We start from the raw sequence: 12819 nt of genomic DNA, 5'->3' as shown, positions 1-12819 counted from the left end.
GGATAGTAATAGATGGCTCAGCTTTACTGGCAGACAATCGGCACGGGAGATCGCGATCTTGTGATGCTCCACGGATGGGGACTGAACGCGGGCGTCTGGCAGTACATCATTGCGCGACTCAGCCCGCATTTTCGTCTGCACCTGGTGGATCTGCCCGGCTATGGCCGCAGCGAAGGGTTTCCGGCGATGGGCGTGGAGGAGATGGTGGCGAACCTGCTGCCCTTTGCGCCTGCCCGCGCCGTCTGGCTGGGCTGGTCGTTAGGCGGCCTGGTGGCGAGTTCGCTGGCGTTGCAGCATCCGCAACGCGTCAGCGGGCTGGTCAGCGTGGCTTCTTCACCCTGTTTTACCGCGCAGGACGACTGGCCGGGCATCAAACCCGAGACGCTAAGTAATTTTCAGCAGCAGCTGAGCGAGGACTTTCAGCGTACCGTCGAGCGCTTCCTGGCGCTGCAAACGCTGGGCACGGAAACGGCCAGGCAGGATGCGCGCCAGCTCAAAAGCGTGGTGCTCTCGCTGCCTGCTCCGGAAGTCAGCGTGCTGCAGGGCGGGCTGGAAATTCTGCGCACCGTCGATCTGCGCGAACCGATGCAGGCATTACAGGTGCCGCTGCTGCGTATTTACGGCGCGCTGGACGGCCTGGTGCCGCGTAAAATCGCGCCGCTGCTGGATGCGCGCTGGCCCGACAGCGAAGCGGTTATCATCGACAAGGCCGCACACGCGCCTTTTATTTCCCATGCCGAAGCGTTCTGCGAGCAACTGATTGATTTTGGATTGAAATTGCCGCGTTAATTTTGTCCAGAAAACTGGCGAATTGCGGGTTACCGATAATAATTATCAGGGGCTGCTGACCGCTTTACCTCTGAGTGGACAGGCTTCCTGTCCAGCATTCTCATCCGGCAGCCGACGACAATAACATTAACCGGGAGTGTCTCTGATGAAATTAAAAACGATGGCCGTTGCCTTTCTGGCGCTGTCCCTGCCTTTTGCCGCGCTGGCGGCGAAAGAGGTGACCCGAGAAGAAGTCAAAACCATGAACCTGGAAAAAATCGGCACGGTGCACACCACGGCGGAAACCACTTCGCCAATGGATGCCAAAGCGGTGCTGTCGAAGCTGGCGGATGAGAAGGGCGGCAAATACTATCTGATTATCGCCGGCCGTGAACACGGTAAATTCAGCGCGACCGCAGACGTTTATAAGTAAGCTTTCGGCAGGCAGAATTCATTCTGCCTGCTGTTTCTCTCCCACATTTTTCAGCCACAGAAAGTGCCACGGCGGCAGCGTCAGCGGATGATTACTGTTAAAAATGCTGTTACCGGCAATATTACGGTAGAGCCGATCGTCCGGCAGCGTCCAGCTAACTTCTTTACCGCTCAGATTATAAATACAGAGCATCTCTTCATGCGTCTGCGCCGATCGACGTCGCAAAATAAACAGTGAGTTATCGCTTTCCAGCACTTCGGCAGGGTTATCGGGATGAAAAGCGGGCTGGCGCGTTCTTAACTGAATCAGCTGGCTCAGCCCATGGTACACCTTATGGCGTAACGAGCGGGTATCGCTGAGCGCGGCTTCAATCTCGCCGATAGCGTATTTTTCGCGGTTAATGGCCCGGTTGTGGCCCGCTACTTTTACCCCTTCCATATCGTTACGTGAACCCAAAATGCTCTGAATATAAACCGCCGGCACGCCGGGAAAAGCCAGCAGTACCGCATGCGCCAGCATAAAGCGCTGGAAGCGCACCTCGTCGCTGTCCTCTTTTTTATTCAGCGCATCCATATAGGTAACGTTGATCTCATAGGGGCTGCTGGTGCCGTCAGGATTGTTTTTATAGGAGATCAGCGCGCCTTCAAGCGCCAGATCCCTGACCAGCGACACGATTTCGGTTTCCGGCAGGATGCCGCGCAGCGGATTCAGGCCGATGCCGTCGTGCGAGGCCAGAAAGTTAAACCAGGTGGTGGTGCCGTTGCCGACGCCCAGCGAGGCTGCCCACTGCTTGAGCGCGCGTGAGGAGCCATAATGGATAGCGTGCAGCAACAGCGGCGGCAGCGAGAACTGATAGACCATCTGCGCTTCATCGCGCCCGTTGCCGAAGTAGCTGATATTGTCTTTATGCGGCACGTTGGTTTCGGTAATGATCACCGTGCCGGGCGCGACTTCCTCCGCGATAGCGCGGAACAGCTTCACCAGCAGGTGCGTTTTTTCCAGATGGATGCACGAGGTGCCGGGCGTTTTCCACATATAGCCCACCGCATCCAGCCGCACGTAGTCCGCGCCCTTTACCAGATAGTCGAGCAGCACCCTGACCATGCTCAGCAGCACCTCTGGCCTGGCGAAATTCAGGTCGATCTGATCGGCGCTGAAGGTGGTCCAGATAAAACGGGTTTCGCCGTTTGCCAGCGTAAAAGGCGTCAGCAGCGGCGAGGTTCTGGGCCGCGTTACCGCGCTGAGATCCGTGCCGGGCGGCATACTGATAAAGAAATCGTCCCAGCCGGGATCCTGTGCCAGATAGTGCTTAAACCAGGCGCTGTGGGCAGAAATATGGTTGCAAACGAAATCGAACATCAGCCGCGTATGCTGATGCAGTTCCGCCACGTCTGACCAGTCGCCGCAGATGGTATTGACCCGATGATAGTCAATGACCGAAAAGCCATCGTCGGAGGAGTAGGGGAAAAAAGGCAGAAGATGAACCAGGGTAAAGCACTTGAGATGCTGCTGATAAAAGCGGGAGAAGGTGCGCAGCGTGGGCGCCTCGCGCTCGCGGAACTGATCGGCGTAGGTAATCAGCACCACGTCTTTTTCGTCCCAGTGCGCTTTACGCTGGTAGCCGAGTTCTTTTTGCGTCTGCCTGATGGCTTCCGTCAGCTGGTTCAGCGTATCGGCGGGAAAAGCGCCCTCATAGATCTTATCGATTAAGTTATTGATAATTTCCATTTTTATAAAGTGAGCCACCGCATTGGTTTACAGCCACGTAATGTTCACTGTAGACCCTGGAAGCGAAATCGCAACTTCCTGCGGCGGCTGACGCTTTAGTGGCAGCTGCCTTTTTTACTGCATCCCATGCAGCCATTGGCATCAAGGGTTCTGACCGACAGCCGGGCTGGCGGCAGCCTGATGTTTTTCATCACCGCCAGCAGCAGCAGATTAAACAGGGCGACCGCGACCAGGACTATCGAGCTTGACTGCGGATGGCTGGTGAAGGTGGCAAGCTGATAAAACGTTGCCGCCAGGCTGTAGGCCAGGCTCAGCCCCCAAAAGTTTGAGAACAGCATCCAGCCGGTGCTGCTTTCGCGCGCTACCGCGCCCATCACCGACACGCAAGGCACGTAAAGCAGCACGAAAATCAGATAGCTATAGGCGGCGGTATCGCTGGCAAATTTGCTGTGCATCATGCCCATCGCGCCGCTTGCCATATCGCCGTCGCCTTTGCTGGCATCAAGCGGATGCAGCAGCATGCTCAGGCTGAATGTTTCCTTCACGCTTTGCCAGGTTTCCGTTACCGCCCCTTTCAGCTCCGCCAGCAGGCTATAGCTCTGTGGATCGAAGGTTTCTTCGTGCAGCGCCTCGGCGGTATAAAGCGTATTCAGCGTGCCGATAACTACTTCTTTCGCCATCGCGCCGGTGAGCAGCCCGACCGTAGCCTGCCAGTTATCGCTGCTGACGCCAATCGGAGCGAGCAGCGGGGTCAGCTGACGGCTTACCGTCGCCAGCGCCGAATCATTGATGCTGGAAACGGGCTGGCCGCTGAACGAAAAGCTGTTCAGACCGCCGATAATCACGCTCACGATCACGATGACCTTGCCGGCGCGCAGCACAAAGCTTTTCAGCCGCTGCCAGGTTTGCAGGCACAGGCTTTTCAGATGCGGCACGTGCCAGGCAGGCATTTCCATCATAAAAGGCGTCGCCTCGCCGCGCAGCAGCGTGTGCTTCAGCACCAGGCCAGTGACGATCGCGGCCAGGATCCCCAGCAGATAGAGGCTGAATACCACCAGCGCACCGTGCTGGCCGAAGAAAGCCGAGGCGAAAATGGCAAAGATAGCCAGCCGCGCGCCGCATGACATAAAGGGCGCCATCAGCAGCGTAATCAACCGTTCGCGCGGCGCGTCAAGCGTGCGGGTGCCCATCACCGCAGGCACGTTGCAGCCGAAGCCGACGATCAGCGGCACAAAGGATTTGCCGGGCAGCCCCAGCGCCTGCATCAGCCGATCCACGACAAAAGCCGCGCGGGCCATATAGCCGGAATCCTCCATAAAAGAGAGAAACAGATACATCAGGCCAATCTGCGGGATCAGCGGCATCACCGTATTGATGCCGCCGCCGATGCCCTGCGCCAGGAACAGCGTCAGCATGCCAGGGAAGTGCAGCGTTGCGCCCAGCCACTGCATGCCGTCGACAAAGATGGCCGCGCTACCCTGTTCAAACAGCGGTTGCAGCGCGCCGCCCAGGTTGATGGCGAGAAAGAACATCAGATAAATCACCGCCAGGAAAATGGGGATACCCAGCCAGCGATGCAGCACCAGTGCGTCAAGCAGCCCGAAGAGACGAGGCGGAATGGCCGTCTGTTTTCCCCTGGCGCGCTGGCACAGCTTTTCAATCGCGGCATAGCGAGCCTGGCTGATGGCAAGCGGCGCTGCTTCCGGGCCGATTTGCGCCGCCAGCGCTGCGGCGCGCTCACCGGCCTGAATACGGCACCAGACGTCGCCTTCCAGCATCTGCAGGGCCAGCCAGCGCCGACGCGAAAGCGGCAGCTGAACCGGCATGGCGGCCTGGAGCGTGGCGACGTGGCGCTCCGTTTCTTCGGGATAATCGACGGTCAATACCCTGGCCCGACCGTCAAAGTCGTCAATCGCCGCCTTCAGCCGATCGATGCCCGTGCCGCGTGTGGACACCAGCGGCAGTACAGGGCAGCCCAGCGCTTTTTCCAGCTGCGCCACATCGATATGGATATGCTGACTTTCCGCAATATCCAGCATGTTCAGCGCGACGATGCAGGGTACGCCCAGCTCGCGCAGCTGTAGCGTCAGGTACAGATTGCGGGCCAGGTTGCTGGCGTCAACCACGTTGATCAGCAGATCCGCCTCGCCGCTCAGAATATAGCTACAGGCGATCTGCTCATCCAGCGAGCCTTGCTCCGACATGGTGGTCAGTGAATAGGTGCCAGGCAGATCCACCAGCTGCACCTTGTGCTGCGCGGTGGTAAAGGAACCTTCCTTGCGCTCCACGGTGACGCCAGCCCAGTTGCCGACGCGCTGGCGGGCGCCGGTCAGCTGGTTAAACAGGGTCGTTTTCCCGGCGTTGGGATTGCCGATAAGGCCGATCGTCGTGGTTTTCATAGAGTCGCTCGCTTTCAGTTCAGGCAGTCAAGCTGGATAAGGGAAAGATCTTTGCGGCGCAGCGCCAGGCTGGCATAGCCGTTTTCGATTTTGACGGGGCCGCCGAACGGCGCCACGGCCTTAACCTGAAAGCGAGAACCGGGACAAAGCCCCTGCAACAGCAGTTTTTGCCGGAAGCCCGGACTGATAGCCGGAGAGAAACCTTTGATTGCGTAATAGCGATTGGCAAGAAATTTCATAGCACCACCCTGGCAGGCTACGCTGCCGTGATAATTGACTGGGGTGATTATATTGAGAATGATTATTACTTCAGTTGATGTAGGACAAATTTACGCCGAAGGAAGTTATCTGGAAAGTAAACAGGAAACAAAAAAGCGAAGGGCGCGCAAAAAAAATGCCGGTTAAGCGTGCGGATCGGGCGAGCCGCACGCTTTTTGCAGAACGGGCGCGTTAGCGCCCGCGATCAGGACTTCTTGCCGAAGGCGGCGGCCAGCGCATCACCCATCGCGCTGTTGCCCGCAGGCTGTGCGGCAGGACGCGGACGCGCTTTATTCTGCGCAGGGCGACCGGCGTCGCGACCGGCGCTGCGGCGAGCGTTGGTTTCACCCGGCTGCTCGTCAAGACGCATGGTTAAGGCGATACGCTTGCGCTGGAGATCGACCTCCATCACTTTGACTTTGACGATATCGCCCGCTTTCACCACCTTATGCGGATCGTCGACGAACTTGTCGGCCAGCGAAGAGATATGCACCAGGCCATCCTGATGCACGCCGATATCGACAAAAGCGCCGAAGTTGGTGACGTTGGTGACGGCACCCTCCAGCACCATGCCCGGCAGCAGGTCATTCAGGGTTTCCACGCCTTCCGCAAACTGGGCGGTTTTGAACTCGGGACGCGGATCGCGGCCCGGTTTCTCCAGCTCTTTGAGGATGTCACTGACCGTCGGCACGCCAAACTTCTCGTCGGTGAAATCCACGGCGCGCAGATCGCGCAGCGCGGTTGAGTTGCCCATCAAATCGCTCAGCGCCTGCTCGGTGGCGGCCAGGATGCGCTCGACGACCGGATAGGTTTCCGGGTGAACGGTTGAGGCATCCAGCGGGTTATCGCCCTGGCTGATACGCAGGAAGCCCGCGCACTGTTCAAAGGCTTTCGGCCCCAGGCGGGCGACCTTCAGCAGCTGCTGGCGATTGCGGAAGCGGCCGTTCTCGTCGCGCCAGTTAACGATATTCTGCGCAATCATCTTGCTCAGGCCGGCGACGCGGGTCAGCAGCGGCACGGAAGCGGTGTTCAGATCCACGCCCACGCCGTTAACGCAGTCTTCCACCACCGCATCCAGCTTTTTCGCCAGCTGGCTTTGGCTGACGTCGTGCTGATACTGGCCGACGCCGATCGATTTCGGATCGATTTTCACCAGCTCGGACAGCGGATCCTGCAGGCGACGGGCAATGGAAACGGCGCCGCGCAGCGAAACGTCCAGATCCGGAAACTCCAGCGCGGCCAGCTCGGAAGCGGAATAGACGGAGGCGCCCGCTTCGCTGACGATGACCTTCTGGCCTTTAACCTGGGGGAACTGCTTTTGCACATCCAGATAAAAACGTTCGGTTTCGCGCGAGGCGGTGCCGTTGCCGATCGCCACCAGCTCAACCTGATGCTTTGTGCAAAGCGCGGCGACCGCAGCGGCGGCTTTGGCGGCCTGGCCGGTATGCGGATAAACCGTATCCGTGGCGACCAGCTTGCCGGTGGCGTCCACCACAGCGACCTTCACGCCGGTGCGCAGACCCGGATCCAGACCCATCGTGGCGCGCATACCCGCAGGCGCGGCCATCAGCAGATCGTGCAGATTACGGGCGAACACGTTAATCGCCTCGTCTTCCGCGCGTTCGCGTACCGTGCCCATCAGCTCGGTTTCAAGATGCAGCATCACTTTAATGCGCCATGTCCAGCTCACCACCGCTTTGCGCCAGCTGTCCGCCGGGGCGTTGTTCAGGCGCAGGTTGAGATGATTGGCGATGATCTGTTCGCCCTGGCTTTCGCGCGGCGGCTCGTCAAACTGCGGATCGGCGTTCAATGCAAGCTGGAGTACGCCCTCGTTGCGGCCACGGAACATGGCCAGCGCGCGATGCGAAGGCACGGTAGACAGCGGTTCGTGATGATCGAAATAGTCGCGGAACTTGGCGCCTTCTTCCTGCTTGCCTTCCACCACTCGCGATACCAGATGGGCGTTTTTCCACAGATAGTCACGCACTTTCGCCAGCAGCGTGGCGTCTTCCGCAAAGCGCTCCATCAGGATATAGCGCGCGCCGTCCAGCGCGGCTTTGGTGTCGGCCACGCCTTTCTCGGCATCGACAAAGCCTGCGGCAAACTGCTCCGGCTCGTGGGAAGGATCCTGCCACAGGGCGTCGGCCAGCGGCGCCAGGCCCGCTTCGATAGCAATCTGTCCACGCGTGCGGCGTTTCGGCTTGTAGGGCAGGTAAAGGTCTTCCAGCTCGGTTTTGCTCAGCGTGCTGCCGATAGCCTCGGCCAGCTCGTCGGTCAGCTTGCCCTGGTCGCCAATGGATTTCAGGATCGACTGACGGCGCTCTTCCAGCTCGCGCAGGTAGCCCAGGCGCGCTTCCAGCTGGCGCAGCTGGGTATCGTCCAGGCCGCCGGTCGCTTCCTTACGGTAGCGTGCGATAAACGGCACGGTGTTTCCTTCATCCAGCAGACGGACAGCGGCATCAACCTGTTCTGCCCGTGCCTGCAGCTCACTTGCAATTATGCGGCTCAGCGAATCTTTCATTGTCGGTTACTTTATGGCTTGAGAAACTGCGGCAAGTCTACGGATTGCCGACGGCAATTGCCAGCGTATGGCCTTAAGGAGGCCGCAGATCCGCAGGATTAGGATTGTTTAACGTAGGTGATGTCGTTGACGTACCAGCCCGCCTCGCCAACGGGCGTCTGCACCACGGCCAGATCGCCTACCTCTTTTTTCAGCAGCGCGCGCGCCATAGGCGAGTCGATAGAAATGTAGTCTTTGCGGCCGAAGATCTCGTCGTAGCCGACGATGCGAAAGCGCTTGAGTTCCCCGTCGTCGTTTTCCACTTCGACCCAGGCACCAAAGAACACTTTGCCTTCCTGCTGCGGCGAATAGTCCACGATGCGCAGCTGCTCCAGACACTTGGTCAGGTAGCGCACGCGGCGGTCAATTTCACGCAGGCGTTTCTTGTTGTACTGGTAGTCGGCGTTTTCGCTGCGGTCGCCCAGGCTGGCGGCCCAGGTCACTTTTTTTGTCACTTCCGGACGCTCTTCGCGCCAGAGATAGTCCAACTCGGCTTTCAGCTTGTCGTAACCTTCGCGGGTGATCAGTTTGGTTTTCATTGTCGTCCTTCTCTTTCTCGGGAGTGCGCGCATTATTTTGTTGCGGCCCGGCCGGCGATGCAAATACCTTCACGTTTTTTCTGGCCCGCCGTTACTGATTGTTTGTCCTGATCTTTCAGTGCAAAAAGAGGGCGGCTGAAGGGGTAGTTTCGCGGATAAATTAAAGATAAGCTGCTGTTTAATATGCTTTGTAACAATTTCGGCTAGAATATAAACCATTATTGACTGTTACATTCAGGCATCTTTTTTAAGAATACCGGCGCAGGCAATAGCGCCTTTGGAGTATCGAAATGCAAGAAAACTACAAAATCCTGGTCGTGGATGACGATATGCGTTTGCGCGCGCTGTTAGAACGTTATCTGACCGAGCAGGGTTTCCAGGTGCGCAGCGTCGCGAACGCTGAACAAATGGATCGTCTGCTGACCCGCGAATCCTTCCACCTGATGGTGCTGGACCTGATGCTGCCGGGCGAAGACGGTCTTTCTATCTGCCGCCGTCTGCGTAGCCAGAGCAACCCGATGCCGATCATTATGGTCACGGCGAAAGGGGAAGAAGTGGATCGTATCGTAGGGCTGGAAATCGGTGCCGACGACTATATTCCCAAACCGTTTAACCCACGCGAACTGCTGGCCCGTATCCGCGCCGTGCTGCGTCGTCAGGCCAACGAGCTGCCGGGCGCGCCTTCGCAGGAAGAAGCGGTTATCGCTTTCGGCAAGTTTAAGCTGAACCTGGGCACGCGCGAAATGTTCCGCGAAGACGAGCCGATGCCGCTGACCAGCGGAGAATTCGCCGTGCTGAAGGCGCTGGTGAGCCACCCGCGCGAGCCACTTTCCCGCGACAAGCTGATGAATCTGGCGCGCGGCCGCGAATACAGCGCGATGGAGCGTTCTATCGACGTGCAGATTTCCCGTCTGCGCCGCATGGTGGAAGAAGATCCGGCCCATCCGCGCTATATCCAGACCGTGTGGGGTTTAGGCTACGTCTTTGTACCGGACGGCAGTAAAGCATGAGGCGACTCCGCTTCTCTCCCCGCAGTTCCTTTGCCCGCACGCTGCTGCTGATCGTCACCCTGCTGTTTGTCAGCCTGGTGACGACCTATCTGGTGGTGCTGAATTTCGCCATTCTGCCCAGCCTGCAGCAGTTTAATAAGGTGCTGGCGTATGAGGTGCGAATGCTGATGACCGACAGGCTGCAGCTGGAGGACGGCACGCAGCTTGAAGTGCCGCCAGCGTTTCGCCGGGAAATCTATCGCGAGCTGGGTATTTCGCTGTATACCAATGCGGCGGCGGAAGAGAGCGGATTACGCTGGGCGCAACACTACGAGTTTCTCAGCCAGCAGATGGCGCAGCAGCTCGGCGGCCCAACCGACGTACGCGTCGAAGTAAACAAAAATTCGCCGGTTGTCTGGCTGAAAACCTGGCTTTCGCCCGATATCTGGGTGCGGGTGCCGCTGACCGAAATTCATCAGGGCGACTTCTCGCCGCTGTTCCGCTACACGCTGGCGATTATGCTGCTGGCGATAGGCGGCGCATGGCTGTTTATCCGCATCCAGAACCGACCGCTGGTGGAGCTGGAGCACGCCGCGCTTCAGGTGGGCAAGGGCATTATTCCGCCGCCGCTGCGGGAATACGGCGCGTCTGAAGTGCGATCGGTGACGCGGGCGTTTAATCAGATGGCGGCAGGCGTGAAGCAGCTGGCCGACGACCGCACGCTGTTGATGGCAGGCGTCAGCCACGATTTGCGCACGCCTTTGACGCGTATTCGCCTGGCCACTGAAATGATGTCGCAGGAAGACGGCTACCTGGCGGAATCGATCAACAAAGATATTGAAGAATGCAACGCCATTATCGAGCAGTTTATCGACTACCTGCGTACCGGGCAGGAGATGCAGACCGAGCGTGCGGATCTCAATAGCGTGGTAGGCGAGGTCGTGGCGGCGGAAAGCGGCTACGAGCGGGAAATCGAGAACGCGGTAATGCCGACGGAACTGATGCTGGATATCAATCCGTTGTCGATCAAGCGCGCGGTCGCCAATCTGGTGGTTAATGCCGCTCGCTATGGCAACGGCTGGATCAAGGTCAGCAGCGGCAGCGAGCTACAGCGCGCCTGGTTCCAGGTAGAGGATGACGGGCCGGGGATCAAGCCCGAGCAGCTTAAGCACCTGCTTCAGCCTTTTGTGCGCGGCGACAGCGCCCGCAGCACCAGCGGTACAGGGCTGGGGCTGGCGATCGTGCAGCGCATTATCGATGCGCATCAGGGATCGCTGGAAATTGGCGAAAGCGAGCGGGGCGGATTATGTATCCGCGCCTGGCTGCCTTTGCCGCCCAGCACCGCGCCTGCGGTCGTGACGGGATAAGCCGCAACAATGAAAAAGGCCGGATGTCAGACATCCGGCCTTTTTTATCACGCCTGGCCTACAGCTGCGGGCCGGCGGATACCAGCGCCGCACCGGCGGCCGTATCGGTATACTTATCAAAATTAGTAATAAACAGCTGCGCCAGGTCGCGCGCTTTCTCTTCCCACCGTGCGGCATCGGCGTAAGTGTTGCGCGGGTCGAGGATCGCACTGTCCACGCCTGGCAGCGCCAGCGGCACCGTCAGGTTAAAGATCGGCAGCGTGATGGTTTCCGCCCCGGCAATCTCATCGCTGAGGATAGCGTTGATAATGGCGCGTGTGTCCTTCAGCGAAATACGTTTGCCGCTGCCGTTCCAGCCGGTATTGACCAGATAAGCTTCCGCGCCCGCCGCCGCCATGCGTTTTACCAGCACCTCGGCGTATTGCGTCGGATGCAGCGTCAGGAACGCCGCGCCAAAGCAGGCGGAAAAGGTCGGCGTCGGTTCGGTGACGCCACGCTCCGTACCGGCCAGCTTGGCGGTAAAACCTGACAGAAAGTGATACTGCGTCTGCTCCGGCGTCAGGCGCGACACCGGCGGCAGCACGCCGAAAGCGTCCGCTGTCAGAAAGATCACCTTACGGGCGTGTCCCGCTTTCGACACGGGCTTCACGATGTTGTCGATGTGGTAAATCGGGTAGGAGACGCGGGTATTCTCGGTCTTGCTGCCGTCGTCATAGTCCACCGAACCGTCGGCGCGTACCACCACGTTTTCCAGCAGCGCATCGCGACGAATAGCGTGATAGATTTCCGGCTCCGCCTGTTCAGACAGCTTGATGGTTTTGGCGTAGCAGCCGCCTTCAAAGTTGAAGACGCCGTCATCGTCCCAGCCGTGCTCATCGTCGCCGATCAGCTGGCGGTTTGGATCGGTCGACAGCGTGGTCTTGCCGGTGCCGGAGAGGCCGAAAAACACCGCCACATCGCCTTTTTCGCCAACGTTGGCCGAACAGTGCATCGACGCGATACCCTTCAGCGGCAGCAGATAGTTCATGATGGCGAACAGCCCTTTCTTCATCTCGCCGCCGTACCAGGTGCCGCCAATCAGCTGGATGCGCTCGGTCAGGTTAAACGCGACAAAGTTTTCGGAATGCAGCCCCTGCTGTTGCCAGTCGGGGTTAGTGCATTTCGCGCCGTTCATCACCACAAAGTCAGGTTCGAAGCTGGCCAGCGCCGCCTCATCCGGCCGGATAAACATGTTCTTAACGAAATGCGCCTGCCAGGCCACTTCGGTAATAAAACGCACGCTGAGACGCGTATCCGGGTTAGCGCCGCACCAGGCATCCACAACAAAAAGACGTTTGCCGGAGAGCTGTTTGGTGACTTTGGCTTTCAGATCCTGCCAGATTTCCTGCGAAAGCGGCTGGTTGTCATTTTTGCCTTTGCCCTGATCGTTCCACCACAGCGTGTCGCGAGTTGTCTCGTCACGCACGATATATTTATCTTTGGGGGAACGGCCGGTAAAGATGCCGGTATCGACGGCAATCGCGCCGGATTGCGTTTCGATACCGCGTTCATATCCGCTCAGTTCGGGACGCGTTTCTTCCCTGTACAGCGTGTCGAAATCCGGGTTGTAAAGGATCTCAACCACGTCCGTGATGCCATAATCGACGAGATCCTGCTGGGTCAGGTCACGCATGTTACTGCTCCTTTGTCGGGTCGGTTGTAATTACAGATGAAGGGAAATCACGTGCCGTTAACCGTAGTGGTTATCAAATTCTTAATAAAGTGTAAATTGCGATCGC

Annotated in this window: 10 protein-coding genes; 4 read left to right on the top strand and 6 right to left on the bottom strand. The window is 58.5% G+C overall.

Going from position 1 to position 12819, the window contains the following annotated elements; all coding sequences use genetic code 11:
• Window positions 1-12 precede the first annotated feature (12 nt).
• Complete coding sequence (bioH, locus tag QCD69_RS09680) at window positions 13-789, top strand: pimeloyl-ACP methyl ester esterase BioH (protein WP_301251850.1); 777 nt, start codon at window positions 13-15, stop codon at window positions 787-789.
• Window positions 790-931: 142 nt separating this feature from the next.
• Window positions 932-1201, top strand: coding sequence for a DUF1471 domain-containing protein (locus QCD69_RS09675; protein ID WP_253461199.1), 270 nt, complete (start codon window positions 932-934; stop codon window positions 1199-1201).
• 18 nt (window positions 1202-1219) lie between these two features.
• On the opposite strand, the gene QCD69_RS09670 is transcribed toward QCD69_RS09675, so the two are convergent.
• The 5 genes from QCD69_RS09670 to greB form a co-directional block, all read right to left on the bottom strand.
• Window positions 1220-2929, bottom strand: a complete 1710-nt coding sequence (locus QCD69_RS09670; protein ID WP_253457596.1) for an alpha-amylase family glycosyl hydrolase — start codon at window positions 2927-2929, stop codon at window positions 1220-1222.
• A 95-nt stretch (window positions 2930-3024) separates the two neighbouring features.
• Window positions 3025-5328, bottom strand: coding sequence for a Fe(2+) transporter permease subunit FeoB (feoB, locus tag QCD69_RS09665; RefSeq protein ID WP_301251848.1), 2304 nt, complete (start codon window positions 5326-5328; stop codon window positions 3025-3027).
• Window positions 5329-5342: 14 nt separating this feature from the next.
• On the bottom strand, window positions 5343-5567 hold the full coding sequence (locus tag QCD69_RS09660) for a FeoA domain-containing protein (RefSeq protein ID WP_253457602.1): 225 nt from the start codon (window positions 5565-5567) through the stop codon (window positions 5343-5345).
• Window positions 5568-5791: 224 nt separating this feature from the next.
• Window positions 5792-8107 (bottom strand): Tex family protein, encoded by a 2316-nt coding sequence (locus QCD69_RS09655; protein WP_301251846.1) that lies wholly within the window; start codon window positions 8105-8107, stop codon window positions 5792-5794.
• Window positions 8108-8205: 98 nt separating this feature from the next.
• Entirely contained in the window at window positions 8206-8685 is a 480-nt protein-coding gene (gene greB, locus QCD69_RS09650) for a transcription elongation factor GreB (protein WP_253457608.1), read from the bottom strand.
• Window positions 8686-8975: 290 nt separating this feature from the next.
• Here greB and ompR point away from each other — a divergent pair, with 290 nt between their 5' ends.
• Both ompR and envZ read left to right on the top strand, forming a co-directional pair.
• Window positions 8976-9695 carry an osmolarity response regulator transcription factor OmpR gene (gene ompR, locus QCD69_RS09645; RefSeq protein WP_001157751.1) on the top strand — a complete coding sequence of 240 codons (720 nt, stop codon included), beginning with the start codon at window positions 8976-8978 and terminating at the stop codon, window positions 9693-9695.
• Complete coding sequence (gene envZ / locus QCD69_RS09640) at window positions 9692-11041, top strand: two-component system sensor histidine kinase EnvZ (protein WP_253457611.1); 1350 nt, start codon at window positions 9692-9694, stop codon at window positions 11039-11041. Before ompR ends, envZ begins: the two co-directional genes overlap by 4 nt.
• Before the next feature lie 58 nt (window positions 11042-11099).
• Here the strand turns inward: envZ and pckA are convergent, their stop codons facing one another.
• Complete coding sequence (gene pckA / locus QCD69_RS09635) at window positions 11100-12713, bottom strand: phosphoenolpyruvate carboxykinase (ATP) (protein WP_301251845.1); 1614 nt, start codon at window positions 12711-12713, stop codon at window positions 11100-11102.
• Window positions 12714-12819: the final 106 nt, after the last annotated feature.

The sequence above is a fragment of the Erwinia sp. PsM31 genome (assembly GCF_030433775.1).
GTDB lineage: Bacteria > Pseudomonadota > Gammaproteobacteria > Enterobacterales > Enterobacteriaceae > Erwinia > Erwinia aeris.
Note: the sequence above shows the minus strand (reverse complement) of the source record. Positions and strands in the feature narration are given on the sequence as shown.

Bases quoted from the DNA above. Each gene is read 5' to 3' on its own strand.
- bioH (WP_301251850.1), top strand. From the start codon at position 13: ATGGCTCAGCTTTACTGGCAGACAATCGGCACGGGAGATCGCGATCTT.
- QCD69_RS09670 (WP_253457596.1), bottom strand. From the start codon at position 2,929: ATGGAAATTATCAATAACTTAATCGATAAGATCTATGAGGGCGCTTTT.
- feoB (WP_301251848.1), bottom strand. From the start codon at position 5,328: ATGAAAACCACGACGATCGGCCTTATCGGCAATCCCAACGCCGGGAAA.
- QCD69_RS09660 (WP_253457602.1), bottom strand. From the start codon at position 5,567: ATGAAATTTCTTGCCAATCGCTATTACGCAATCAAAGGTTTCTCTCCG.
- QCD69_RS09655 (WP_301251846.1), bottom strand. From the start codon at position 8,107: ATGAAAGATTCGCTGAGCCGCATAATTGCAAGTGAGCTGCAGGCACGG.
- greB (WP_253457608.1), bottom strand. From the start codon at position 8,685: ATGAAAACCAAACTGATCACCCGCGAAGGTTACGACAAGCTGAAAGCC.
- ompR (WP_001157751.1), top strand. From the start codon at position 8,976: ATGCAAGAAAACTACAAAATCCTGGTCGTGGATGACGATATGCGTTTG.
- envZ (WP_253457611.1), top strand. From the start codon at position 9,692: ATGAGGCGACTCCGCTTCTCTCCCCGCAGTTCCTTTGCCCGCACGCTG.
- pckA (WP_301251845.1), bottom strand. From the start codon at position 12,713: ATGCGTGACCTGACCCAGCAGGATCTCGTCGATTATGGCATCACGGAC.